This is a genomic window from Phaeodactylibacter luteus (genome assembly GCF_007993045.1).
Taxonomy (GTDB): Bacteria; Bacteroidota; Bacteroidia; order Chitinophagales; family Saprospiraceae; genus Phaeodactylibacter; species Phaeodactylibacter luteus.
In genome coordinates this window covers 1-26,385 of record NZ_VOOR01000015.1, presented here as the reverse complement: position 1 = coordinate 26,385, position 26,385 = coordinate 1, and the positions used below count along the sequence as shown (strand labels likewise).

The following is a 26,385-nucleotide window of genomic DNA, read 5'->3' as shown; positions in this document are numbered from 1 at the left end:
AAAGCTACCTTTGCATCCGCTTTTTACACCACGTACGTAATGAGCTGCAAACGTGCAGCTTGTTGCCAAAAAGCTAACTGACATGGATCCGCTGATTTCTTACTCCATCCCCATAAAAGGGCTGCGAGATGGCATCCATCAATTTGACTATCAGATTGACCGTTCGTTCTTCGATCATTTCGAGAACTCCCCTATTGGCGAAAGCGATATTCAGCTGCAGCTCACCCTCGAAAAGCGCACGGGGCTTTATATCCTCGACTTCAGCTTTGAGGGGCGCATCGCATCCAACTGCGACCGCTGCCTATCTGACATACAGCTGCCCATAGCAGGCGATTATCGGTTGCTGGTCAAGGTTTCAGAAGCTGCAGAGGAAGGCGAAAAGGAAGATGAAGACCCTGATGTGGTGTTTATCACCCCCGAAGCCCAAAAACTGGAAGTTGCCCCTTGGGCTTACGAGTTCATCTGCCTTTCTGTCCCTATGATCAAGACCTATGACTGTGAGGACGAGGACCCCCGCCCCTGTAACGAGGACATGCTCGACCGGCTCTACGCCGCTGAGCCGCAAGCCGACGCAGAGGAAGACAACTCCCCACCGGACAACCCAATCTGGGACGAATTGAAAAAGCTGAATACAGACAACTAAGTAATAAACAAAAGGCAGCTCTGCTGCCTCTAAAATTGGATAAAGATGGCACATCCTAAGAGTAGAATCTCGAAGCAGCGTAAGCATAAGCGCAGAACGCACAAGAAAGCAGCAATGCCACACGTTGCCACTTGCGCAGCTACAGGCGAAAAGCACCTGCAACACCGTGCTTACTATGACCTTGACGGTAATATGTACTACCGTGGCAAGCTGCTCATCAAAGCTCAGGAAGAAGAGCTGTAGCACGTACAGGATACCCCCCTGTCCGAGCCCATACCATATAAGCGACAAAGCTCCCATCCAATTGCTGTGATGTGGGGCTTTTCGTGTTTACCATCAATGACTCACAAAATCCAAGCTGTGAAAAAAATCATCAATACCCCTAAAGCTCCGGCCCCCGTTGGTCCTTACAATCAAGCTATTATCCACAACGGCACACTCTACGCCTCCGGCCAAATCGCGCTCGACCCCGAAACCGGGGCCTTGATCACAAGCGATATCGAAACCGAGACGCATCAGGTCATGAAAAACGTAAAAGCCATCTTACAGGAAGCCGGGCTCACCTTCGAAGATGTCATCAAATGCAGCATTTTCGTTTCGGACATGAACAACTACAGCCGGATCAATGCCGTCTATGCCTCTTACTTCAACGAAGCCACCGCTCCCGCTCGCGAGCTGGTAGAAGTAGCCAACCTGCCCAAATTCGTCAATATCGAAATTTCGGTCATCGCTGCGTTCGACTAGCCAACAGCCACACTATCTAGCCATTACATCATACCAAGGGCTCAGCGCATAGTTGCCTTTGCCCCTTTAAATTTCGCCCTATGCAACTCCCCCGCACCGCCCTATCTGCCTTTGCCCTATCCCTTGGGCTATACGCTTGCACGCCCAAGCCTGCCTCCTCAGCCGCCAAGCCGCCCATAGCGCAAGCCCCGCAGACGGAAGCAGAACTGGCAGACCGCACCATTGCTAAGGTACAGCGCATCATCCAACAGACCGACGAGCGCCTGAACCGTATTGAGCCCATACGCGATACCCTGCCCCTCGAAGCCGGGCAGCAGGCCCCCCGTACTTTAGCCCTTTGGATGGACGAAGGCAAGGCGGTCAAGCTCCAGGTAGGCGAGCCCGGCCCGGGGGATGGAAGCAGCTCTACCTTTTACTTTGCAGGCCCAGACCTGTTCTACGCTGCCCAGCCTTATGCCCACTTTGTCTTCATCGGCGGCAAGCTTCAATATTGGTGCGATGAAAGCTGGCAGGTCAATCAGGTAGACGCTGCTACGCTCGACCAACGGGAGGGCTTCCTTTACGAAGAGGCCAACCAATACCTAGGCTGGTTCTTTGGCACAGGGGAGTAGCCCCTGCCGCTGCTATATTAGCCAGCCTTTCTAAACGGAAACGCCCCTCCTGCAATTGGTTTGCACGAGGGGCGTTTTTTGATTTTGCCAAGCTTATGCTTAACTATTGAAAGAGGAAAGCAAAGGGGTAAGCAGCAAAAAGACAGCCGCCCCTGCTATAAAGCCAACGAAAGCCAGCCAAGCGATTTTGCGCAGGTACCAGATAAAGTCAATCCGTTCCATGCCCATAGCGGCCACGCCCGCAGCAGAGCCAATGATGAGCATGCTGCCACCTGTACCAGCAGAGTAGGCTATGAAATGCCACAGCTTGGAGTCCATCGGCATTTCGTACATCCCCATAGAGGCCGCTACCAGGGGCACATTATCGATAATGGCGGAGGCAAAGCCCAAGAGGATGATGACAAGGTCTTGGTTGGGGATGACGTTGTCCAGTACTTCGGCCACATAGCGCAGCGTACCTACTTGAATAGCCTCCCCTTCGCGCATCACGGTCGCGTAGACCAAGCTCTCTAGTGCGGCTACTGCCATGAGAATGCCTAAAAAGAAGAGGATACTGGACATTTCAATCCGGGACAAGGCTTTGTGGGCGGAGTACATCTCCCGCCGCGACTCTGAGAAGTCTTCTTCCGGGTGGATGTATTCAGATACCAGCCAAACCACGCCCAATGACAACATCATGCCCAGGTAAGGCGGGAGGTGGGTGACCGTCTTGAAGACCGGCACAAAAACGATGGCGCCCAGCCCAAGGAAGAGCATCGTACGGCTGCTCAAGAGGCTCTGCCCCTGAATGTTATCATCCACTTCCACATTAATCTCCCCTTTGAAAGGCTTCATGAAGTAAGCAGCGATCGCAAATGGGACCACAAAACAAGCGATTGATGGGATGACCAGGTATTCGATCAAGCCGCCGGCAGATACCTTATTGCCGATCCAGAGCATGGTAGTCGTCACATCACCAATAGGCGACCAAGCCCCGCCAGCGTTGGCAGCAATAACGATAAGGGCAACAAACCAGAGGCGCTCCGTCTTGTCCGGCACAATCTTGCGCAGGAGCGTGACCAGAACGATGGTCGCGGTGAGGTTATCGATGATGGCAGAAAGGATGAAGCCCAAAATCCCTACAATCCAAAGGAGCCTGCGCTTACTGCGGGTCTTGACATAGCTTTTCAGCACTTCAAAGCCCCGGTGCAAGTCGATGATCTCCACGATGGTCATTGCACCAATAAGGAAAATGAGGATTTCTGCGGTCTTGCCCAAGTGATGGAGCAAGGTATTCACAAAGCCTTCCTCCGCCAGGTGGTGCCCCTCTGCCCCAGCACTGTGCGCGCCGACCAAGCTGTAGATGTGCTCGTGGGAATCAACGACGGAGAGCATGCCGTTGTTGAAACCGATAGCCAGCAGCGCCCAAGCGACAGCTGCCATGATGAGGGCCGGCACGGTTTTGTCCAATCTTAGTGGATGTTCAAAAACGATAGTGAGGTACCCTAAGAAAAAAACCAGGATGATTGCGGTTGCCATGAAACTCTTTAGGTTGGTTCTTGTGTATAGCCGTAAATTTAAAATAATCTTTCAAGCCTACCCCAGAAATCCAGAAACTTATTATTCTCCCTCAGCGTTTAGGCATCCCCACAGGAATTGTATATTTTTGCGGGCTAAATGGGGCTGATCGCCCGCTTTAAGCCTTGATGCTCAGCCAAAGGCCCGCTTTCCAAATACCGGCCGCTGCAATCAGGCGCATTGACAGACCACAACTTCACTGAAGATGGTAAAAATAGGCAACGTTGATATTGGTGAGTTCCCGCTCTTGCTAGCGCCCATGGAGGACGTAAGCGACCCTCCCTTCCGGGCACTGTGCAAAGCGCAGGGCTGTGATATGATGTACACGGAGTTCATTTCCGTTGAAGGCCTCATCCGGGATGCGGAGAAAAGCGTACAAAAACTGGACATCTACGATTATGAGCGCCCTATCGGCATTCAGATTTTCGGCGCAGAGCTGGACTCTATGATGCGGGCCGCGGAGATCGTGGAAGAAGCACAGCCCGAAGTCTTGGACATCAACTACGGCTGCCCAGTGAAAAAGGTAGTCTGCAAAATGGCCGGCGCAGGTATCTTGCAAGATATTGACCGCATGGTGGAGCTGACCGAGGCGGTGGTCAAATCGACCAGCCTGCCGGTTACGGTAAAAACCCGCCTAGGCTGGGACGACAATACCAAGTACATCGAAGACGTGGCAGAACGCCTACAGGATGTCGGGATCAAAGCCCTGTCTATACATGGCCGTACCCGCAAGCAGATGTACAAAGGGGAAGCAGATTGGACCCTGATCGGGAAAATCAAGGAGAACCCCCGCATTCAGATCCCCATTTTCGGGAACGGTGATATCGATAGCCCACAAAAAGCCAAGCTCTACCGAGAGCGGTATGGCGTAGATGGCATCATGATCGGCCGGGCGGCTATCGGCTACCCCTGGATTTTCCGTGAGATCAAACATTATTTCGAAACCGGTGAGCTCCTACCCCCTCCTACCGTAGCAGAACGCGTAGGTGCAGCCCGCGAGCACCTGCGCAGGTCCCTGGAGTGGAAAGGCGTAAAACTGGGCACGCTGGAAATGCGCCGCCACTATACCAACTATTTCCGGGGCTTCCCCAATATCAAGGAATACCGCAAGCAGCTGGTGACCGAGGAAGACCCGGCCACGCTTTTTGCAGTGCTTGACGAGATTCAGGAGGTTTATGGCGAGCAGTTTGCCAAAGGAGAGGTCGCCTAGCCCCTCCTTTGCATGAGCTGTCATCGCTACGCTTTTCAATGACATCGGCCGGCTTTTCACAGGCATCTGCAGCAACAACTGCTGTGAAACATAGGCTGGATAAATACAACGCCCCTTGGTTTTCAATATAGAGCAGCACGAGCGCAAGATTTTTGAGATCATCAGCGAGGCCGCAGGGAAGCTTGGCTACCCCGCTTTTGTGGTAGGCGGCTATGTGCGCGACCGCCTTTTGGCCCGGCCTTCCAAAGATATGGACATCGTCTGCGTTGGAGACGGTATTGCACTCGCGCATGCGGTGGCTGGGCAGCTCCGCCCTATACCGCGCATCACAGTGTATAAAAGGTTTGGGACAGCCATGCTCAAACACCGCGACCTTGAGATTGAGTTCGTAGGGGCCCGCAAAGAATCTTACCGCTCGGACTCCCGAAAACCTATGGTAGAAGCCGGGACCCTCGAGGAAGACCAAAACCGAAGGGATTTCACCATCAACGCTCTTGCGGTCAGCCTCAATAAATCTGATTACGGCAGCATCATTGACCCCTTCAACGGGCTGCACCACCTCGAAAGCAAAACCATACAGACACCGCTCGAACCGGGCAAAACCTTCTCCGACGACCCCCTGCGCATGATGCGCGCCATACGTTTTGCCACACAGCTCGGCTTCGAAATTGCCCCTGCTACCTATCAGGCCCTGAAAGATTATAACGCCCGCATCAATATCATCTCTAAGGAGCGCATCACCACAGAGCTCAACAAGATCATCCTCTCCCCTACCCCGTCCCTTGGGTTCAAACACCTCTTCGATACCGGCCTGCTGCAAAAGGTATTCCCCGAAATGGCAGCCCTGCAAGGCGTGGAGGTCCGCAACGGCAAAGCCCACAAAGACAACTTCTACCATACCCTCGAGGTACTCGACAACCTCAGCCGCAACACCGATAACCTTTGGCTGCGGTGGTCTGCTATTCTGCACGACATCGCCAAGCCGCCCACCAAGCGTTTCCACCCACAACAAGGATGGACATTCCACGGGCACGAAGCACTCGGGGCAAGCATGGTACCACGGATTTTCAAAAACCTCCGGCTACCGCTCGACCACAAAATGAAGTACGTCCAAAAGCTAGTACGCCTACACCTCCGCCCGATCAGCCTGACCAAAGAGAACATCACCGACTCGGCTATCCGCCGCCTGCTGTTTGAAGCTGGAGACGACATAGACGACCTGATGATGCTCTGCGAAGCCGACATCACCTCCAAAAACCCTAAAAAGGTAAAACGCTACCTCGAGAACTACGAAATGGTAAGGGAGCGCCTGCAGGAAGTGGAGGAAAAAGACCACTTGCGCAATTGGCAGCCGCCTATTTCAGGAGAAACCATCATGAACACCTTTGGCATCAGCCCTTGCCGCGAAGTGGGCATCATCAAAAACGCCATACGCGAAGCCATCCTCGATGGGGATATCGCCAATGAGTACGAAGAAGCGCTCGCCTTCATGCTGGCCAAGGGCAAAGAGATTGGGCTAAGCCCAAAAGCATAAGCCAAGCTCGTCCAACAAGCGCACAATATGATCGATATTTTCGGAAGACTGCCCTTGCCGTAAGGATTGGGGCCTACCCCTGCCCAAAAGCAGGGGTCGCTATGCTGCGGGGCTCGCTGCCCGCTCGGCCCTGACGGGCTTCCACCCCTCCGCAGCGCTAGTCCGCCGTCATCATCAAGGTATTGCCCGCCACATCTTGGCTTTCACCTTGCCAAACCTCCTCCAAGACTGCCCCTCTTGCCCCAAACAACATTTGCCAAACCCTCAGCCTGCCGCTATGAATAGTAGCACAGACAGAAAAGAAAGCTTTCGGTAAGCGGCATACATTCTTTATTTTGTGGTTTGGAAAATTGTAGCAAAACGAAAACCATGAAAAGTAAAAATGTTGTATTCTGGTCGTTCACCGTGGCCCTTGGCGGGTTCTTGTTCGGGTTCGACACCGCCGTCATCTCTGGGGCGGAACAAGCTATTCAGAAAATGTGGGGGCTCAGCGACGCCATGATCGGGCAGATGGTAGCTATGGCGCTCTACGGCACGATTATCGGCGCACTGGGCGGCGGATGGCCCGCACAGCAGTACGGGCGAAAAACCACCCTCTTCTGGATTGGGGTCCTTTACCTTTTGTCTGCTATAGGCTCTGCCCTGGCCCCCGATGTCTACACCCTGATGGCAGCACGCTTCATCGGTGGGCTGGGGGTAGGCGCTTCTTCTGTGGTCGCCCCCATGTACATCACCGAGATTGCCCCGGCCGACCGGCGGGGGCGCCTGGTCGCCACCTTTCAGTTCAACCTCGTGCTCGGCATCCTGCTGGCCTACGTTTCCAACTTTTTCATTGGCGGCGGCAGCTGGCGCCTGATGCTGGGCGTGGAAATCATCCCGGCGGCTGCTTTCGTGCTGATGATCCTCCGGGTGCCCCGCAGCCCCCGCTGGCTGGTGGTGAAGCGGGACAACGAGGCCGAAGCATTGGAAGTACTGAAAGCCATTGATGAAGATGCTGCGCCTAAGCTGCTGGAACAGATCAAACAGGCACACGCACATACAGAACAGGGCACGCTGAGGTCTTTTTGGTCGGGCAAATACCGCACGCCCATATTGCTGGCCTTCCTGTTCGCCTTTTTCAATCAGGCATCGGGCATCAACGCCGTCATCTACTACGCCCCCCGCATTTTCAGCCTTACCGGGCTGGGCGAAAGCACCGCCCTGCTGGCGAGCGCCGGCATCGGCACCGTCAACCTGCTCTTTACGATGATCGGCATGTCCCTGATCGATAAATTTGGGCGGCGCACCCTGATGTACATCGGCTCGGTAGGCTATATCGTTTCGCTGTCCTGCGTGGCCTGGGCCTTTTACACGGAATACTTCAACGGCTACTTTGTCCCTTTCTGGCTGTTTGCCTTTATTGCTTCCCATGCCATCGGGCAGGGTGCTGTCATCTGGGTCTTCATTTCCGAAATTTTCCCCAACGAGGTACGGAGCTTTGGCACTTCTCTGGGCAGTGGCACGCACTGGGTCTTCGCTGCGCTGATTGCAGGCAACTTCCCTTTCCTGGCCGGCGCGATGGGCCCTACCACGATTTTCAGCCTCTTTGCGGTTATGATGGTGTTCCAGCTGCTTTTTGTAGCCTTTATGATGCCTGAAACGAAGGGCGTCGCACTGGAAGAGCTGCAGGAACAGCTGACGAAGAGCTGACCGCTTCCTTAAGCCTGCCTTATGCAAAAAGCCGCACAAACATCGGGATGGTTTTGGACCCTCGAAAAGACATGGATAAGGCCGCCGGTATGGATCGGTAATCCCCTTGTCGCCGTAGCGAATCCCATTAGCGAGTAACAGGACTGAGGCCCGCCCTAGTCATACCAAGTCGTACCCTAATTTAGTTGAAAATGTAGAGTCAAAACTTTTGATGCCTGCGCGGTTTGGGTGGGTCATCTCCCGGAGGAGAACGCACGGCCCTGGCGGGGATGTCTCGCAGTGCCCCTAACCTGCGGTGCGGTGCAGCCTTTCGGCAACCCGATGCTCAAATATAAGGATTATTATCATGGGCGAAAAGCTCTGCAAGGGTTTTCAGATGGGAATCTTTACCTTCTAGGCAGAGCGTGGGCGTAGCCTATCGGCTCCGGTCTTCCCGGCCTGACCTATCCCATATCCGGCTCTGTTTAGGCCTCAGCCGGGCCCGCTCTCTGAAAATCCGGCTGCCCTTGCCCACACCGCCCTTTGCCCCCCAGCGGCTGCTATTCTCCAAATACTCTTCGGCTGAAGGGGAAAGTGGGCCTCCCGGCCGGCCAGCACCTCCGAAGGGGTCGCCCCCAGGGCTTGGGGCTGTAGAACTGGCCTGTGCCTGCTTGGGGCTTAGGATTAGAAAAGTCCCTGCTGCTGTTGCGGCAGCGTATTTGCCAAGCTTGTGCAGTGCTTCCTGACGGCTTATTTTCTTGGCTTTTTCCGAATTCTTTTCTTTATCTGTTGGATACTCCATATTCGTTTTTTTTTGACTTGACCAGTTTAGGCCCTGTGTAGGGATACTAAAGGGCACAGCCCTCAATCGGGAGCGTAAACCAAAATCTCGCTAGCGTTTATACTTTTGGGGCTCTAGCCTGGCATTGGCCTAGCGCTGCGAAGGGGCGGCAGGCCTGATAAGGCCGAGCGGATAGCGAGCCCCGCAGCATAGCGGCTCCTGCCCTGTGGCAGGAGCAGGCCCCCAGAAAAACGGCAATCCGGTTTGCGCCCTCAATCGGTGCCTTATTTTACAAGGAGAATCTGTTCGGCCCTTACGCCCTGGCCGCTTACAATTTGTACCAGATAAACGCCACCCGGCAGCTGCCTTAGCGGCAATCTTTGCTCCCTTACTCCCATAGAGAGGGCAGCTCCAGTCAGGTACCGCCCCTGCATATCGTAAAGGGACAACTGCGCAGCGCTCGTAAGGCTGCCCATGATGACCAGCTCTTCCCGGTTTCTGGGAGCGTAGATTACCAATGACTCCAGGGAAGCCGTTTTTTCATCGTGGGAAGCATTGGCCACTTGTTCCCCGGCGAAGACCAGGTAATACCGGCCGCTGCCGCTTAAGTCAGTATTGGGCGTAAAGGTGTACGGCAAGCCGGATATCAGATGCCGGTCTCCGCTCAGGGAATCTAAGAGATACACCTGTTGCCCCATGGGCAGCTGTGCATCTGTAATGGCCAGCGTAAGTGGGATACCCGATTTGGATGCTATCCCAAGCGGTATGGCCAACTGTGGGTTTTCGAGGTCAGTCAGGTTCAGCGATTGTATGCCAAGGGGTACCCCCTCGCCTGCTGCCACCAAATGGGTGTACAGGGCAAAATCTGGCAAAGCTTCCCCCCAAAGGGCGGCGTCATAGCCAGGGTCAAGCCCTGCCGTAGAAGCTGCATTAAAGTAAATCCGGGTGCCAAAGCTTTGGGTGGCGGTGATGGCCTTCAACTCTAAATAAGGAAGTGGGTCATTTGGGGTTATACCATTGATGAAGTCATCTCCATCACCCGTGCGCATCATACTGGTCGAAAACTGCACATTGCAAGGGTTTTGATCAGTGCACTCTTCCGCCGCAGCTACGAAAAAGCCCTGCCCCGGGGCCATCAGCCGATCGCCTTCCGCAAGCAATACCGCATTGTTGATCTCTTCGTAAAAGTCGGTGCTCTGCCCATTGTACCCATAGATGGCAACTGCATTGCTGTTGAATAGATGTCCATTCTGTGTGAGGAAATCTTGCATGCTGAGGTAAGCCGGATAAGGGTTGCCAAGCAGGTTCCATTGGCTGGCGCTGCCATTTGTGATGGAGCGGAATACATTGCTCCGATTGACATCCCCGGTAAAAGCCAGCCGTCTATCTTGTGCATCAGCTTTGGTGGCCGCCCGATAGCCTCTGCCCGGGTTGATTATGGTACTGGCATCGGTTGTGACGCTGTAATTGATGAAACCAGGCGCGGTATTATCCCAAGGCCCAAAGGCACGCAGGTCATTGAGGGCTGCCAGATTGGTGTTCGCTGCTGCAAATTCGCTGAACGATTGATTCCAGAAAGGAGAGGCTACCAGGTCATTTCCACCGGCTGTACCCGTGCCCACCTGATTGGTATAGCGCTCATAAGTGATACAATCTCCACCACAGTTTTCGGTAAGGGCCCCGTCCACAATCAGGCTGGCGTAGCTCGTGGAAGAGGAGGTCAGCGTCAGTCGGGTATTGCCCACGAGGTAGAGCCCGCCGCCTAAATCCAAGGCAGCACCGGGCTGAATAGTGCCTCCGGTTTCCACGTTCAGATAAAGGATATTTGAAGAGCCGGAAGTTACCGTACCGTTAACGTCCAGGCTGCTGCCTACTATCTCCAGGTGGCTGCCGCCCAATTTACTGCCCACATCGGAAGCATTGACTGAGGCCGGATCGTCCTGAAGGCTATACATGATGCCGTTGGCCATCCCCCAGTTAACCCCCTCTGTGCCGCCACCGGTATTCACGATGCCAAGGCTCCGGCTGCCTGCCACAACCGGCACTCCAATGCTATTGAGGTTGGGGTACCCACTGTTTTCAGATTGCGCAAAATCAATATGCCAGGGGTCGCCCCAGCCTGCCCCCGAGAAAGTGAAGAGGTCCTTCATCTCGGCAGTGCTCTTGCCTTCTCCAGCCGCGCTTGTGGCTTGGCCGGAGGTATCCTCGTCCCAGAAGCAGGCGGTGATGGTGCCGCTGTTCATGCCGACCAAGCCCCCTACGAAAGAACTGCCTGTTACCTGTCCTGTGCTGTAGCAGTCAGTGACGGCGCCGTTGTTTGAAGCGACTAAGCCTCCTACTATAAGGTCACCTGTCACATGTCCTGTGCTATAGCTGAATTTAAGATTGGCAGTTGATACACTTAATCGGCTTACCAATCCACCTACGCGAGTGCCACCGATTACCATGCAACTGCTGTAACAGCTTTCGATCGTTCCTGAATAAAAACCACCAATCAGCCCACCCGTGGTACTTTCATAGCCCGTTCCTACAACAGACCCTGTACTGTAACATACTGATATAGAATCATTAGAAATTCCAGACCCTACTAAACCACCTACATAATCGAATCCTGTCACTTCGACAGCTATTAGGCCAAGGTCATGCAATCTAGCACCATTTATTTCTCCAAACAGTCCGACATTAGGTTCCACGCCCCTACTGATGTACAAATTCGCAATCGTATGCCCACCCCCATCGTAGGTACCCGTAAATCTTGTCGTACCATTCCCAATAGGCGAGAAGCCGGCGGCATCGCCCACGGTGCCATCTCCGTCCCAATCGACGTTGCCTTCGGTGGCATCAAATGTCAGGTCGGCCGTTTGCAGGAAGTGGCTGCCCCAGTCCCCGCTGCTGTTCGATAGCTCGATGAGGTGATCCGTGGTGGCAATCAGGTAGGGGTTGGCGGCTGTGCCCAGGCCACCGCCGTATTTCTGTGTGATCGATGTAAGGTCATAGGTCCGTACATGTCCGGCATCAACACCATTGCCATCATTGAACAGTGCCCCAATGGCCACCCGATCCCCAGCCGCAGAAATGGAAACTAACGATTGGCCAACGCCATTACCGGCTGAAAAATCATTGGCAGCCTCTCCGTAAATATCATTGCCAGCTTGCACCCCGGCAGCCGAGCCATCGATGTCATTCCCTAGTTGTACCTGCCCCCATACCGTGGGCGGGGCCAGCATAATCAAAACGATTATCAAGACTAGATGAAACACCCGAATGTTAAATAGTGTAGGAGTACCCATAGCATCATTTTTTGAAACACTTTGGCGCTGGTCAAATCGCCAAGTATTGATCCCTAAATTAGATGCACAGGGTATGTGCTCGGAAGATAAGTGACGAACCCGGCAGAAGGGGTTGCGAACGGGGCGTATGCTGTGATAAAACAGAAGGCGGTAAACCGCCATTGAACAACAAAAGGGCCATTCAGCCCTTCAGCAAGTCTTGCAGCCCCTTCATATAGCGCTCCCCCAATGGGATACTATGCCCCCCTACTTGAACGACACCTTCCATAAAATTGGCAGCGCGCAGGTGCTCCAGGGCAACAATATACTGACGATGAACCCGGAGAAAGCCCCGGGGCGGCAGCATCATCAGAAAGCTCTTTAGGGAAGAACGGATGAGATAAAACCCAGAGAGGGTGCAGACCCTTACATAGTTGCCCTCGGAGTGCCCATACAGGACTTCCTGCACGCCAACTTTGTAGTAGGTTTGGTCTTGTTTGAGCACTAAGGTATCAGCAGGCAGCGCCAGCGGGCGCTCTTCTTTCCGGCTCACCCCTGCGAGCGCCAGATCTATGGCCGACTGCAGGGTGATGGGATGTACCGGTTTGACGAGGTAGCCAATCGTGCCGGGCAGCTTTTGCGCCCTTTCGTACAGCGCCCCGTGAGCCACGGAAATGAATAAGGTAGGTACCCGGAGGTGGGCCGTTTGCTCGGCAATTTCTACCCCCAGGTAGGGCCCTTTGATGTGCATATCCATAAGGATGAGGTCGGGCGGGCGCTGCTGTATCCACTGCAGGGCCTGCTCACCCTCTTCCAGATGGGCAATGCTGTGATACCCCAATTCTTTGAGCAGCATCTCCAGCTCGAGTGCAAAAGAGTAATTGTCTTCAACAATCAGAATATCAACCGGCTTACCTGACATAGACAAAAGGGTTATTGGTAAATGGGAATTAGGATAAGCCCCCCTGCTTAAGCTGCCAACGGGATACGGATGGTAAAAAGCGCCCCACCGTCCTCGCTTCTGCGCCAGCCCACCGGAGTTTTATTGGCCTGGGCCAGGGAAAAAACCAGCTGCAGCCCCAGCCCAAAGCCTTTTTCCTGTGCAGTACCCGGTGTGGAGGTTTTCAAGCCCTCCCCTGCTTCTATTTGCGCTATGATGGCTGCGGGCAATCCAGGCCCGGTGTCTGCCACACAGAGCAAGGCATGCGCAGGCCCATCCTGCTCCGTCCATACCCTGACCCGCCCGCCTTCGGGCGTAAACTTAATGGCGTTATCCAGCAGGTTGCGGAGGATGACGCCCAACATGTCCCGGTCGCAGTGGCAGTGTATATCCTGCAACTCACTATCATCGAGGGCGACCCCTTTGGCACTTGCCCGGATGATGAAGAAAGCCAGGGTATCCTGTACGGCCCGCCGGAGGTGGATGTCCACCGGGCGATGTTGCTGCCCCTTTTGCTGATTGATGGACCAATGCAGGAGGTTTTCCACGAGGTGCAGGAGCTGACCCGCATCCTCTTCAATTTTGCGCCCAAATTTCTGCAGCCCCTCGTAGTTCTGCTCTCCCAGCAGGTAGTTCACTTTTTTAGCGATGCCCCGGAAGCCCATAGCTGGCCCGCGCAAGTCGTGCCCCAAGATGGAAAACAGCTGATCTTTAGTTTGATTGAGCCCCTCCAAGTCATCCCGCTGTTGCTGAATAATCTGCCGCTGCCGACGTGAATAGAAGGCAAAAACCACGCCCATCAGCCCAAGTAATATAGCAGCTAGCGCGATCGTCAGGTTACGGCTTGACTCTGCCTGCAGCACAGCCTCCCGCTTAGCCCGCTCTGCCTGCAGCTCCTGCTTCTCCAGCTCAAACTCGAACTCTTGGTTTTGCACCTTTAAGTCTGTGATACTCCGGATTTGGTTGACGGTATCGGCTAGCCAACGGTAATCCCCGAGCAGGGCTATCGCCTGTGGGTATTCCCGGTTGCCTTCGTAGGCTTCCAGCAGCACTTCCAATGCCCTCAGCGCGTCCCCATAACGCTTTACCTCCATAAAAGACTGATAAGACTCGCGGGCCAGCGTTGACGCTTCATCATATTGCCCAATACGGAGTGCCCAAAGGGCTTTAGTCTGTTTAAAAAAAAGCAAATGCTCCTTTCCTACGCCCTTGTCCAATTGTGCTTCTGCCTCTCGCAGCGCCTCACCGGCTGGTTCGGGCTGCCCCATTTCCGTAAGGATAAGGGCCTGCTTGACCCATGCCTGTACAGAGAATGCCCGAAAGCCCGTAGCGGCAGCGCTACTCAGCACCTCCTCCAGTACCTTAAGCGCTTGTTTATTATCCCCTAGATAATACCAGGCCGAGGCTTGAGTAGACAAAGCATTGAGCAAGCTTGCCGCTTGCCCAGCAACTTGTGCTGCCTTTACCGCTTCCGCTGCATAGGTTAAAGCCTCTTCATAGTCATACTGATCCATTTTAAGGCTTGCCAAGCCTGTGAGGATATTCGGCAGCTCGATCTTATTGTCATAGGCCTTGCACAAACGGTAGGCCTGCTGATAACTCTGAAAAGCGTTGACCAGCTCGTTATTGTTTTCCTGAACGTCAGCAATGGCCTGCAATGTTTTGATCATTTCCGGTATAGCCCCTTGCCGTTCTCGAATATCGTACACGCGCTTGTAAGTGGCCAGGCTTTCCTCCGGATCGCTCCTTTTCAACAGCACCGCTTTATTGAAAAGTGGGCGCAGCAGGTTGGCTGTATCTGCCAGCTCGCTGTACATTTCCGCACTGATGTCATAGTAGATAATCGCAGAATCCGAAATGCCCTGATAGTGGTAGAGCGTACCTAACTGATTGTTGATATAAGCTTGCTGTGGCTTTAGCTGCTGTGCCCGAGCTTTTGCCAGTTGCGCTCGATAGACCGCGCCGGCGTCAGCCTGTTTGCCCATTAGGCTGAGCATCACGCCGCTTTTAGTGCAAGCCATAATGGACAGCGCATACAAGCCTACGGCTTCATAATACCGGCAAGCGCTCTGAAAAGCTTCGCTGGCCTGTTGATAATCAGCCCTAAGGTAGGATAAGCTCGCCTCTTTTTCCTGCACATAAGCTAGCGTAGCCGTATCTGCTGCGGCCACCGCCAAAAGCTGAAGCTCTTCTATATAATGTTTAGCTAGCGGCTGATTGCTTTGCAGTGTCTGATCGATAACCGCCTTGCAGGCCGCTATCTGCTCCCCCACACCTGCTGCCTGCCGCAGCACGACTTCCATACTATCGATAAACCGCTGATTGTCGGCTTGTGCATATATTGCTGCCCTCGGCCCTAAGGCGAGCAGTAAAAGCAAAAATAAACTGAGCGCGGCTTCGGGTTTCAGCAGTGCTACCCCCTGCCTTTTTCCCAAAGCAACTTCCTCAGCATCTCCGTTTGTCAGGTGAAACATGGCGTTAAGTTTTTTTGCAGGAAGCCATGCGCATTCCAGAGGCTTGGAGGAACCGGGCTCTAAACTTAATGCCAAAACTTTCCCCAATAAACTCTGATATCCCTAGCTCCGGCACCCCTGTGAATACACCGCCCGTCTACACAGGGAGACGAGCATTCAAAAAACTCAGCATTGCCATAGTTACTGTCAGCTGACAATTTACAATTGCTTTTCCTAAATGTTCAAATAAGCCCCTATAAAAAAGCATTGTCTTATGCTTTTCAGGCATTTAGACTATTTCATCTCGCTGCGTTTTAATACCTCCAAAACCCGCCTTCGGTAACCGCCTTCCCGGAAAAATAAGTGCATCCGATCCGGTAGCAACTGCCAAAAACGAACGCTCCCGTAAACCAGCGTGTGCCAGGCAAGATCCACCTTTGGGTGCTGCAGCTTAAACACCATGATGCGCTGACGCCATCCGCTCTTCCCGCCCGGCAAGCTGTCAAAAAAAACGCTCAACAGGGCCGAGTACTGCCGGGCCGCCGGGGTTTCCTCTAAAACATTGTTCAAACCGGGCTCAATGCTCAGCAATAGCAGGGTATCGTAAGCTGACCGGAAATGCACCTCTAGCTTTACCCCTCCAAAGTCATTGATATGCCAGTTGTAAATATTATGCCGGAGCAAATCCTCCGGCGCGGGCAGAGCGATGCCGCCATTCACCCGGTTACCTATAACGCGCTCTGTTTTTAGCCGTTCACGCTGAAAGGTATTATGAAGGTAGTTGTGCAACTCAACGGTGGCGACCTCATCCGGATGGCAGATAGCTGGCAGGTGTTTGGCTTTTATATAATCCGCAAAAGTCTTGTACTGCAGCCCTCCGGCGAGTACTTCTTCATATCCCTGTTTTTTGAGCAACGCATAAGCCCTTTGTTGATCTTTGGGCGCAATGAGGATGTCAATATCCCGCAGCATCCGCTCAGCGGGGTCCGTATAAAAGCCTCCACCAAGCATTGCTGCGCCTTTTAAAAATACATGCACCACCTCATGAGCGGTGAAACAGGCTGAAAGCCGCTGCATCTGATCCAGAATGATCAGGTTACGCTCCCGGTTGGCCCGGGTGATTTCCTCCATATAGGCCAGTAGGTCATCCGGGAAATAAGATAGCAACCCTTTACGCTGAATCTGTAAATAGAGTGCTGGGATAACCAATTGGTTACTGCCGATATATACCAGCCGCTCCCAATGAAAATCATTCCCCTTCAACAATTGGGCCGCTTTTGCACCATCTTCAGCGGGGTTGAGCAGTGCAGCGATGAGCCGGTAATGTATTAGGGTGTCATTCATCGCGCAGAGGTAAGGGCATTGAGCAAGGGCAGTGCATCTTCCAACTGCCCGTAGGCCAGTTGATAATAACGCCGGCTGCTGAGCCATTCCATAAATGCAACTGCATGGCCCCGGTCGGCAGCAATCCAGGAATCCGGGATCAGCTCTTTCAGGATCACGGACGGCGCTACCGGCTGCAGCCTTGCCTTAGCACCGGGCTGATACTGCACCAACACCAAATGCCGGCAAGGGTAGCTTGGCTCAACCAGGGCAGGCAGGGGAAGGTATTTGACTTTCCCTTTGAAAGCATTGAGATAGATTTCGGGCAAATCCCTAAACCCGGGAAAGTAGCGCCCAATGATATCAAAGGCCCCTGCTTTTACGGAAACCGCGCTTGGGTTGTGCCCAAGCTCGAGGTTATCCGCCCTTAGTGGTGTAATATCATCAGCCAGTAGCCGATAGCCGGCGCTGCAAAGCAGGGTAGACAGGGTACTTTTGCCCTGCCCCGACTGCCCGGTAAGCATAATCGCCTGACCACGACGGACTACCGTGGAGGCGTGCAGTGTACCAATCCAGCCCGCCTCCGGTACCTGATGCTGCGCAACAATGATGTGCATGAGGAATTTACCGGTGATGTAATGATAGTCTTGTTCAGGTACGGCCTGCAGGAGCACGCCATTTTTGTACAGATAGAGATGCCCCAATGCTTTTTGCAATTGGAAGACGACATCGGCGGTGCCGGTTGCAGAAATGGAATGATGAGCCAGGGCGGGACAAAGAAGCTCCAGCACACCCTTTTCCTGCCCTTCCACCCGTACATGCCGGCTGCCCAGCTGAAAATCCTGCCGAACCGCAAAGGAGCCCTCCTCGTACGCAACAGACGGAGCAATGGGCAAGCTTCCTGGTGAAGTTGCAACCTCTTGCAGGAGGGCGCTGATGTTTCGTTGTGCCTCTAGGGCCTGCCCCTGCTGCCAGTTGGCTCCTTCCAGCAGCAGTTGGCGAAAGGTTTCAGCATCTCCCTCCACGGCATAGTATAAATCCAGTACTGCCTTTTGTGGTGGGGACAAAATGACATATCGGTTGAGGGCTTCAAACCATAGCAGCCAATCGCTACCAACCGGACAAACCATTGATGGGGCATTAAAAGGGCTGTTGTAAACTTCAGTTGAGTCCATATCTCACTCAAAATAAGGCTCGGGAGAAAAAAAACCAAACAGCACAGACACTCTGGAAAATAAAAAGCAGAGCGCAGCATTATTTTTAACCGCCACACTCTGCCCACTATGAAAAAGGTACCTTTAGCTCCTCAAGGATTCCGGGTACCTGCCGGAAAACTCGAAACCGGAGCTGTTTCTTTTTGCGCTCATCCATTGGGCGCAAACCAGATTGTCGTTTTTTTGGGATGAGGCTTGCCCCCTCCGTAAGGATAGGGGCCTGCCCCTGCCAGCGGGCAGGTGCCGCTATGCTGCGGGGCTCGCTGTCCGCTCGGCCCCTCGCCCTACGGGCGTCGGGTCTGGCCTTCGCCCCCCCTTCGCAGCGCTAGGCCAATGCCAGCCTAGTGCCTTAAGCCATAAATCTCTGATACTTAAGTTGAAGTTGTTTTCCGGCTAATCAAGGCGAAGGTTCGCGACTTTAGCCCAAGGTTCTTCAACGAAGAGTAGGCGGAAAAGAACGAAACTTGGGGTGGCAAGGATTTATGGCTTGAGGCACTAGAGCCCGGAAAGCATAAACGCCTGCGACAATTTGGTTCACGCCCCATCCATTTGAGCTTATCTCACCAGATAAACGCCGTAGTTGTTAAAAATACGCTCCACTGCTCCATAGTCAGACTGATCTTCCATATTATGCACCTCACGAAACATACGCTCAAAACCTGCAGGGCTGATAGTGGTCAGCATTTTTGTGGGTTTCAGAAAACGGTAACTGTGCGGTACATTACGGGGACCGAATACTGTATCACCCGTCTTGGCAGTAAACGTCTCGCCCCCTACGGTAAACTCCGCTTCACCCTCAATGATGTAGAAACACTCGTCTTCGCGTTCGTGGTAGTGAGGCGGTACGCCGGCGCCCACCTCATTGTTGGTTTCCACCACAGTGAACTGTCCGTAGGTGTCTCTGCCATCTACTTTCACCGTAATGTTATCCTGTAGCACTTTCAAGAGTTCCCCTTCGCCCTTTTTGAGCACTTTGGGAGATAGGTTCATTTGCATGTCTTTGTATTTTTTGATAATAAGTTAGGAAGGTGTGGGAGGTCCGCGCAAGCTTACTCCTACACTCAAAGAATACTCCCAACACAATACATTGGAGTAATTTATTTGCTGTATCCCAATACGGAGGCAGGCTATGGTTGGTCTGTAACGGGGAGTTGACCGAGGTTGAGGTGAGGGTTGAGGGTTGAGGTTGAGGTTGAGGGTTGAGGGTTGAGGTTGAGGGTTGAGGTTGAGGTTGAGGGTTGAGGTTGAGGGTTGAGGTTGAGGGACGCAGCTTGGTCTTCCTGCGGAAGGCCCCTGATGATCTCATCAACATCCTGCCCTGGGCGCAGCCTTAGCTACACCAAAACACCAGAAAACCAGAACCCAAAACACCAGCCCCCCCAAGCCAATGCCCAAGCAGGTCCCTCCTACCGGCTGCGCCGTTCCGTATCCGAGCTGCCCCAGATACCGCTGCGCTGACCGCCCCGCGAGCGGTTGCGATAGGTATCGGCTGCATTACCGTCATCGCCCCATATAGCACCACGGCCACGGTCCGTCTCAAATTCATGTGCCGAAGGGCTATAGCCCCCAGGCCGGCCACTACCCCCAAACGGGTCGCCACCGGGGTCGGGGACCGGAGAGTTCGCCTGCGCCTGCTTCGGGCTCAGCACCAGAAACGTCCCTGCTGCAGTAGCCGCTGCGTATTTGCCCAGCTTCCGGATCGCCTCCTGACGGCTGATTAAGGGTGCCTTTGAGGCGTCTTTATGCTTATTGTCAATATTCATGACCTTAAATTTGTATTCGTTGATGGATATGAGTTGGATCCCCCCGGCGCCGTATTGCACCGGGGGAAGAAATATTAAGGGGGAATCCTCTACGGGATAAACAGCTGTTCGGCACGTACGCCCTGCGGGCTCTCTATGCGCACCAGGTAGATGCCGCCCGGCAGATTGCCCGTAGCGACCGTTTGCTGCGTAGTGCCCGCCGACAGTGCCCGGCCCAGCAGCTTACGGCCCTGTACATCGAAAAGCGACAGCTGCGCCGCGCCCGGCAGCTCGCCGGTTATGACCAGCTCCTCCCGGTACTGTGGGGCGTAGATGACCAGCGCGCTTAAATCGCCACCATCCGTCTCTGAGGAGGTGCTGACAACCTGCCCCTCATTGAAAACCAGGTAGTAACGGCCCGCGCCACTCAGCGCTGCATTCGGCGTGAAGGTGTACGGCAGCCCGCTCAGCAGCGTGCGCTCCCCGTTCAGGGAGTCCAGCAGGTACACCTCTATGCCCGCAGGCAGTTCCTCTTCCGTAATCGCAAGCGTCAGCGGGATGCCGGCGGCGGCCTCCAGGCCCAGCGGGATGGCCAGCTCCGGGTCATCCAGGTCGGATAAGCCCAGGGACTGCAAGGCGAAGGGCTCCCCTTCGTCTTCCGATACCAGATGGGTGTACACCGCAAAGTCCGGGATGGCATCGCCCCATAGCACCGCATCGTACCCTACGTCCAGCCCTGTAGCAGACGCTTCGTTGAAGTAGATGCTTGTGCCGTAGCTGCGGCTGTCGGTGAAGGCCTGCAGTTTGAAGTAAACCGGCGTTTGGACCGGCGCGAAACCACTGATAAAGTCGTCGCTGTCTCCCGTGCGCATCATCGTAGGCGTAAACGTTAGATCGTAGGCATCAATATCCGCAGCGTCTGCCGCTACGAAGAAGCCCTGACCGGGCGCCATCAGGCTCGTGCTTGCATTCGCCAGCGTGATGACGGTCCAGCCATCGGTGCTGTTGCCATCGTAGCCGTAGATGCCGGCGGCGCTCTCTACCATCAGGCTTTGGTTGGTCACGCCTCCGCCGTGGTCGTAGTTTAGGAAGTCCGCCATGCTCAGATAAGCCGGGTAGGGGTTGGCCACGGCGTTCCACTGACTGGCAGCATCGGTGATATTCACCGTCACATTGCCGGTCTGTACCGTACCGGTGAAGATCACGGGTGAGCCATCTGTAGTCGCCGCCCGGTAGCCGGTGCCCGGTGTAAGCGTGGTGCCCGCATTGGCCGTCACATCATAGTTGATAAAGCCGGTGCCCGTGTTGTCCCAGGGGCCGAATGCCCGCAGGCTGCCGGAAGCCGCTAAATTCGTATTGGCAGCGGCAAAAGGGCCGAAAGGCTGACCCGTGAATGGCGTGCCCACCAGGTCGTTGCCCCCGGAGCTGCCCATGCCCACCTCATTGGTGTAGCGCTCGTAGCTGATGCTGCCGGTGCCGGTGATCGTACCCAGTACCTTCAGGCTGGAGTAGCTGGTAGAGGTGGAGGTCAGCGTCAGCGGGCTGTTATTGACCAGGCTGCCGCCGAGGTCAATACCTTTGCCTGCAGATACCGTTACCCCGTTGGAAAAACCAAGCGTGAGGGTATGCGTACCACTGCCCGGTGCGATATTTTCGCTTACCGTCAGGCCGTTGCCAAAGAGCTCCAGATCGCCAGTTGACAGTTGGTTGTTCAAATCGCTGGCATTAACACTCACCGCTCCGCCAGATACCCCATAGAGCATCCCTCCGTTTACAGCCCAGTCTGTATCCTGTGTGCCGCCACCAGTAGAGACAATCGTCAGGTCCGTGCCGTAACTTGCCAGCGGAGGCCCTACTCCTGAAAGGTTGGGGTAGCCGTTGTTTTCTGTCGCATCGAGGTACCAGGGGGTGCTCCACCCGGCATCCGTGAAAGTGGTGGCCGTCTTCATCTCCGCAGTCGTCTTGCCGGTGCCGCCGGCGCTTGTTGCCTGGCCGGAGGTCTGCGTGTCCCAGAAGGAGTTGGTGATGGTGCCGCCAAAGCTTAGACCTAACAAGCCTCCTACATTATCTCCTATTCCTGTTACTGTTACAGCACCAGTGCTGTAGCAATTCGATATAGTATAACCAATATATAGTGTTCCGACCAAACCACCGAGCCTGGTGGAGCCGTTCACACTACACCTGGAATAGCAATTCTCTATTATACTGCCAGTACCGAAACTGCTCCCGGCACTGCCAACTACCCCTCCAATACTCGATGCTCCATCAACGCTACCTGTACTATAACAACCACTAACACCAGCGGTCGCATCGGGGGAAAGATCACCAACTATAGCACCGACAAATGCAAATCCCGTTATATCTGCGTTAAGCAATCCTAAATCTGATATCCCTACACCGGAAAGTTCAGTATAGCCAAATAGCGCAATACCATTTACAACCGCCCGATTGATGAATAGATTAGAAATGGTCTTCTCATTTCCATCGTAAGAGCCGGTGAATTTGGTTGTACTACTATTCCCAATAGGCGAGAAACCGGCAGGGCTCGCACCGTCCGGATTACCATCATTATCCCAGTCTACGGCTGTCTCATCCGCACCGAAGTCGATATTAGCAGTCTGAATAAAGTGCTTATCCCAGTCCCCGCTGTTGTTCGACAGCTCAATGAGGTGGGTGGCAGTATGAATCTCATATGGACTGCCCGAAGTACCATTTCCGCCACCGTACTTCTGTGTGCGGAGGTCTGCCCCGGGCTGCCAACTCAGGATGGGGTAGCTGTTGTTGACCGTCCCTTCCTGGTCCATGTCCCATACATCAGCTGTGCCATTGGCCGTCTCCGAGACAAAGTCCCAGCCCGCACTTTGGAAGGTTGCGTACGATTGCATCTCCGCTGTCGTCTTGCCGGTGCCGCCGGCGCTTGTTGCCTGGCCGGAGGTCTGCGTGTCCCAGAAAGAGTTGGTGATGGTGCCGATATCAAAATTATTGTCTCCTACCAAGCCTCCGACAACAGGAGTGCCACCGGAAGCAGTGACAGTACCCGTACTGTAGCAGTTCGATATAGTGGTTTCAATATTGTTTACTCCGACCAAACCACCACACTCGGTGCTTCCTGTCACACTACACGTGGAATAGCAATTACTAATTGCCGTAATAGTAGTATTACTTGTAGCGCCAACTAACCCTCCAACAGAATTTTGGGTTCCCTCAACGCTACCTGTACTGTAACAACCACTGGCGTTACCACCTTTCAACCAACCAGCTAAAGCACCGACTCTGAAATCTCCCGTTATATTTACATTGATTAACCCTAAATCTGATATTCCTCTGCCAGAAGGGCTCACCTGCCCAAATAGCCCTACATTACCCGATGCTGGCCGATTGATGAATAGATTAGAAATGGTCTTACCATCTCCATCGTAAGAGCCGGTGAATTCGGTTGAATTGCCAATAGGCGAGAAACCGGCAGGGCTCGCACCGTCCGGATTACCATCATTGTCCCAGTCTACCGCTGTTTCATCCGCACCGAAGTCGATATCAGCGACCTGTATAAAGTGCAGCCCCCAGTCTGCTGAAGTCTGCGACAGGTAGATCAGGTCCTCTACGCTTGCGATTTGGTGGGGGTCCATCTCCGTGCCAGCGCCGGCACCATCATTGTAAGGAGATGGTAGTGGTATCTGTGTTCCATTGCCTTGCAAGTTGGGGTAGCCATCGTTCGTACCGGGATCCATATACCATACTGAATTGCCCCACCCGGCAACCGAAAAAGTGGAGGTCGTCTTCATCTCCGCCGTGGTCTTGCCGGTGCCGCCGGCGCTTGTTGCCTGGCCGGAGGTCTGCGTGTCCCAGAAAGAGTCGGTGGTGATGCCGCCATTTATATTCGCGCCTACCAAGCCTCCTACATCATCTCCTGTTCCTGTTACAGCACCAGTGCTGTAGCAATTCGATATAGCTGTAGTAGTATTAACAGCCTCTATTACGCCGACCAAGCCTCCGACCCTGCTGCCGCCGTTCACACTACACCTGGAATAGCAATTCTCTATTCTAGAGGTCGGGCTATTCCCAACTGAGCCAACTAATCCTCCAATCTGATTATTGCTTCCCACAACGCTACCTGTACTGTAACAACCACTAACGCTGCCGGTCGAACTGGAGGCAATAAAACCAACTATAGCACCGACAAATGAATTTCCCGTTATATCTGCGTTAAGCAATCCTAAATCTGATATTCCTCCGCCAGAAAGGCTCACCCGCCCAAATAGCCCTAAATAAAAGGAACCCGACCGATTGATGAATAGATTAGAAATGGTCTTACCATCTCCATCGTAAGAGCCGGTGAATTCGGTTGCAAAATTGCCAATAGGCGAAAAACCGGCAGGGCTGGCACCGTCCGGACTACCATCATTATCCCAGTCTACTGCAGTCTCGTCCGCACCGAAGTCAATATTAGCAGTCTGCCTAAAGTGCTTATCCCAATCCTCGCTTATGCCTGACAAAGCAATCAAATCGGCTGCGGTTGCAATCTGATAGGGGTCGCCTTGCGTTCCTGCCCCACCGGAGTAAGTGTAAATTAAGTCATCGTCCGCACCTGCCTGCCAGCGGAGTATCATGTAGCCGTTGTTAACGGTGCCCAATTGGTCGGCGTCCCAAATATTAGCGGTGCCGTTGGTGGTCTCGCTGACGAAGTCCCAGCCGGCGGCAGTGAAGGTGGTGTAGTCCTTCATCTCGGCGGTGGTCTTGCCAGTTATTCCGGTTATAGTTTGGCTCGTGAAAGCGGTATTGACCTGCTCATCGTAGAAGCAGTTAGTTGCAGTGACGGTTGCAGAACCACCTTTAGACACAAGGTCTCCAACCGATGAATCATTGTCAACGGTCCCTGCGTTGTAACAATTCACAACCGTTGTGGCACCTCCATCCGTTTCCTCACCAATTATACCCGCCGACCATCCTCCGTCGATCGCACCGGTATTATAGCAGTCGGTCAGGCTGGAATGCCCGGAAGCAGGAGTTTCCACTCTCCCGATAATACCACCAGAATTGGCACTGGAAGTGATGCTGCCGGTGTTATACGATTCGATAATGTTCGACACGCCGGTTGAGGTTCCGACTATGCCACCGGCCTGATTTGCGTTCGATGTTATAGTACCTGAATTATAGCACTCCGTAATCGTGACCGTACTGTTTGAATTGACTCTTCCGATGATACCGGCTGATTTCCAATTGGCATTGATGCTGCCCGTGTTATAAGAGGTGCTGACATTCGCAGTCCCGTCTGTGGTCCCGATGATACCGCCACCCTCATCGGCGGTCTGCGTTATGCTGCCTGAATTGTTGCAATTCGTTATCGTGGCTGTACCGCCTTCCACCCGGCCAATAATGCCGCCGCAGTGCCAGGTACCCGATATAGAGCCCGAAAAGGAGCAGCCGCTAAAGGAGGGCGTATCTGTGCATTTACCGGCAATCCCGCCCAAACGGTCCGAACTATTGCTTATCGTTGCGGCACTGCTGCAATTGGTAAAGGTGGGGTTGTTAAAAATGTTGCCTACAATTCCACCCAAACTGGACCCCGTCATTTGTGCACTACTCGATAAGTTGGTATAGGTAGCACTACTTACTGATTTGCCCACGATTCCACCACCCGTATTGCCGCAATCTATCATACTTGTTGCATCCACAGTGGAGTTTTGTATCGTGCATCCACCACATTCTCCAATCAGCCCGCCGCTATCAAAATTGCCATCGATGCTGACCCCTGTAGCATCTACGTTATCAATGGTCGTACCTCCGCTCGCTTTTCCTGCCAACCCACCGACCCTTACGCCACCGGAGATATTGAAATTATTCAGGGTCAGATCCTGCACTGTGGCCGATCCAACGAGCTCACTAAACAAGCCTTTGTCGTTCGAAGTACCGGTTATGGTGTAATTGGAAATCGTGAAGTTGTCACCGTCGTAGACACCGCTGAAATCTATGTCATTAAGGGACACACCATTCAGGTTAATATTGGCTGTTTGTCTAAAGTGCAGCGCCCAGTCATTGGGATCTTGCGATAAACTTACTAAATGTGCTGCAGTTGATATCAAATACGGACTGCCCGAAGTACCATTTCCGCCACCGTACTGCGCGAAACCCTGCCGGGCTCCAAGGGTGAGCAACAAGAATAAAAGAAGGAGTTTGCCGGTCGTACGAGCGTACGAAAGAGTTTGGAGTAAGTACATATTTGTCTGTGCTTTTTCTGTTTGACGTATAATATTTGGTCAAAACGACTACAGTCGCAAAACACAGCATATTAGCGTAGCGATACAATACTTTGAAACTCTTAAATACTTTAACAATTTGTTTTACAGCTACTTACAGCTCAACTCTCAAAATATCTTATTAGGTTTTTATGCAATACAAAGCTGCTTTGGAGGGGCTTAGGGAGGGTAGGGAGATTGAGGTTGAGGTTGAGGTTGAGGTTGAGATTGAGGTTGAGGTTGAGATTGAGGTTGAGGTTGAGATTGAGATTGAGGTTGAGGTTGAGGGGCGAAGCTTGGTCTTCCTGGGGGGCGACAGCTTGCTGTACGGAGGGGCACGGATGGGCTCATCCACATCCTGCCACAGGCCAGCCTAAGCCTTAGCAGAGGCAGAGCCAGGAACACCAAAACACCGGAATAAAGGATAAAGCTCCCAAGGTTAAAGTACCAACGCCAGAAAAAC

At 53.6% G+C, this 26,385-nt stretch carries 18 protein-coding genes; 8 read left to right on the top strand and 10 right to left on the bottom strand.

Features of this window, described 5'->3' with window-relative positions:
• Positions 1-82 precede the first annotated feature (82 nt).
• The 4 genes from FRY97_RS08925 to FRY97_RS08910 all read left to right on the top strand — a co-directional run bounded on the left by FRY97_RS08925 (position 83) and on the right by FRY97_RS08910 (position 1,998).
• A complete protein-coding gene (locus tag FRY97_RS08925; protein ID WP_147167108.1) occupies positions 83-643 on the top strand; it encodes a YceD family protein in 561 nt (186 codons plus the stop codon).
• A gap of 45 nt (positions 644-688) precedes the next feature.
• Positions 689-886 (top strand): 50S ribosomal protein L32, encoded by a 198-nt coding sequence (gene rpmF, locus FRY97_RS08920; RefSeq protein ID WP_147167107.1) that lies wholly within the window; start codon positions 689-691, stop codon positions 884-886.
• A 117-nt stretch (positions 887-1,003) separates the two neighbouring features.
• Positions 1,004-1,387 (top strand): Rid family detoxifying hydrolase, encoded by a 384-nt coding sequence (locus tag FRY97_RS08915; RefSeq protein WP_147167106.1) that lies wholly within the window; start codon positions 1,004-1,006, stop codon positions 1,385-1,387.
• Between the two features lie 80 nt (positions 1,388-1,467).
• Entirely contained in the window at positions 1,468-1,998 is a 531-nt protein-coding gene (locus FRY97_RS08910; protein WP_147167105.1) for a hypothetical protein, read from the top strand.
• Positions 1,999-2,097: 99 nt separating this feature from the next.
• On the opposite strand, the gene nhaD is transcribed toward FRY97_RS08910, so the two are convergent.
• Positions 2,098-3,516: a sodium:proton antiporter NhaD gene (nhaD, locus tag FRY97_RS08905; RefSeq protein WP_147167104.1), complete on the bottom strand. Its 1,419-nt coding sequence runs from the start codon at positions 3,514-3,516 to the stop codon at positions 2,098-2,100.
• 244 nt (positions 3,517-3,760) lie between these two features.
• Between nhaD and dusB the strand changes: the two genes are divergently transcribed.
• The 3 genes from dusB (at position 3,761) to FRY97_RS08890 (ending at position 7,988) form a co-directional block, all read left to right on the top strand.
• Positions 3,761-4,765, top strand: coding sequence for a tRNA dihydrouridine synthase DusB (dusB, locus tag FRY97_RS08900; protein WP_147167103.1), 1,005 nt, complete (start codon positions 3,761-3,763; stop codon positions 4,763-4,765).
• A gap of 115 nt (positions 4,766-4,880) precedes the next feature.
• Positions 4,881-6,299, top strand: coding sequence for a CCA tRNA nucleotidyltransferase (locus tag FRY97_RS08895; protein WP_147167102.1), 1,419 nt, complete (start codon positions 4,881-4,883; stop codon positions 6,297-6,299).
• Between the two features lie 369 nt (positions 6,300-6,668).
• The gene (locus FRY97_RS08890) at positions 6,669-7,988 is read left to right on the top strand and encodes a sugar porter family MFS transporter (protein ID WP_147167101.1); all 1,320 of its coding nucleotides are present in this window, start codon (positions 6,669-6,671) and stop codon (positions 7,986-7,988) included.
• Between the two features lie 415 nt (positions 7,989-8,403).
• Here the strand turns inward: FRY97_RS08890 and FRY97_RS08885 are convergent, their stop codons facing one another.
• From FRY97_RS08885 to FRY97_RS08845, 9 genes are all read right to left on the bottom strand, one after another.
• Positions 8,404-8,769, bottom strand: a complete 366-nt coding sequence (locus tag FRY97_RS08885; RefSeq protein WP_147167100.1) for a hypothetical protein — start codon at positions 8,767-8,769, stop codon at positions 8,404-8,406.
• Between the two features lie 263 nt (positions 8,770-9,032).
• Entirely contained in the window at positions 9,033-11,975 is a 2,943-nt protein-coding gene (locus FRY97_RS08880; RefSeq protein ID WP_170254558.1) for a T9SS type A sorting domain-containing protein, read from the bottom strand.
• Positions 11,976-12,219: 244 nt separating this feature from the next.
• Entirely contained in the window at positions 12,220-12,939 is a 720-nt protein-coding gene (locus FRY97_RS08875; RefSeq protein ID WP_147167098.1) for a LytR/AlgR family response regulator transcription factor, read from the bottom strand.
• 47 nt (positions 12,940-12,986) lie between these two features.
• Complete coding sequence (locus tag FRY97_RS08870) at positions 12,987-15,431, bottom strand: ATP-binding protein (RefSeq protein ID WP_147167097.1); 2,445 nt, start codon at positions 15,429-15,431, stop codon at positions 12,987-12,989.
• Between the two features lie 273 nt (positions 15,432-15,704).
• Positions 15,705-16,754, bottom strand: a complete 1,050-nt coding sequence (locus FRY97_RS08865) for a nucleotidyltransferase family protein (RefSeq protein WP_170254557.1) — start codon at positions 16,752-16,754, stop codon at positions 15,705-15,707.
• The gene (locus FRY97_RS08860) at positions 16,751-17,908 is read right to left on the bottom strand and encodes a hypothetical protein (protein WP_147167095.1); all 1,158 of its coding nucleotides are present in this window, start codon (positions 17,906-17,908) and stop codon (positions 16,751-16,753) included. Before FRY97_RS08860 ends, FRY97_RS08865 begins: the two co-directional genes overlap by 4 nt.
• A gap of 594 nt (positions 17,909-18,502) precedes the next feature.
• Positions 18,503-18,937, bottom strand: coding sequence for a quercetin 2,3-dioxygenase (locus tag FRY97_RS08855; protein WP_170254556.1), 435 nt, complete (start codon positions 18,935-18,937; stop codon positions 18,503-18,505).
• 416 nt (positions 18,938-19,353) lie between these two features.
• The gene (locus tag FRY97_RS08850; protein WP_044222649.1) at positions 19,354-19,710 is read right to left on the bottom strand and encodes a hypothetical protein; all 357 of its coding nucleotides are present in this window, start codon (positions 19,708-19,710) and stop codon (positions 19,354-19,356) included.
• Positions 19,711-19,799: 89 nt separating this feature from the next.
• Complete coding sequence (locus FRY97_RS08845; RefSeq protein ID WP_147167093.1) at positions 19,800-25,904, bottom strand: T9SS type A sorting domain-containing protein; 6,105 nt, start codon at positions 25,902-25,904, stop codon at positions 19,800-19,802.
• 170 nt (positions 25,905-26,074) lie between these two features.
• Between FRY97_RS08845 and FRY97_RS22320 the strand changes: the two genes are divergently transcribed.
• On the top strand, positions 26,075-26,299 hold the full coding sequence (locus tag FRY97_RS22320) for a hypothetical protein (protein WP_170254555.1): 225 nt from the start codon (positions 26,075-26,077) through the stop codon (positions 26,297-26,299).
• The last annotated feature ends 86 nt before the right edge of the window (positions 26,300-26,385 follow it).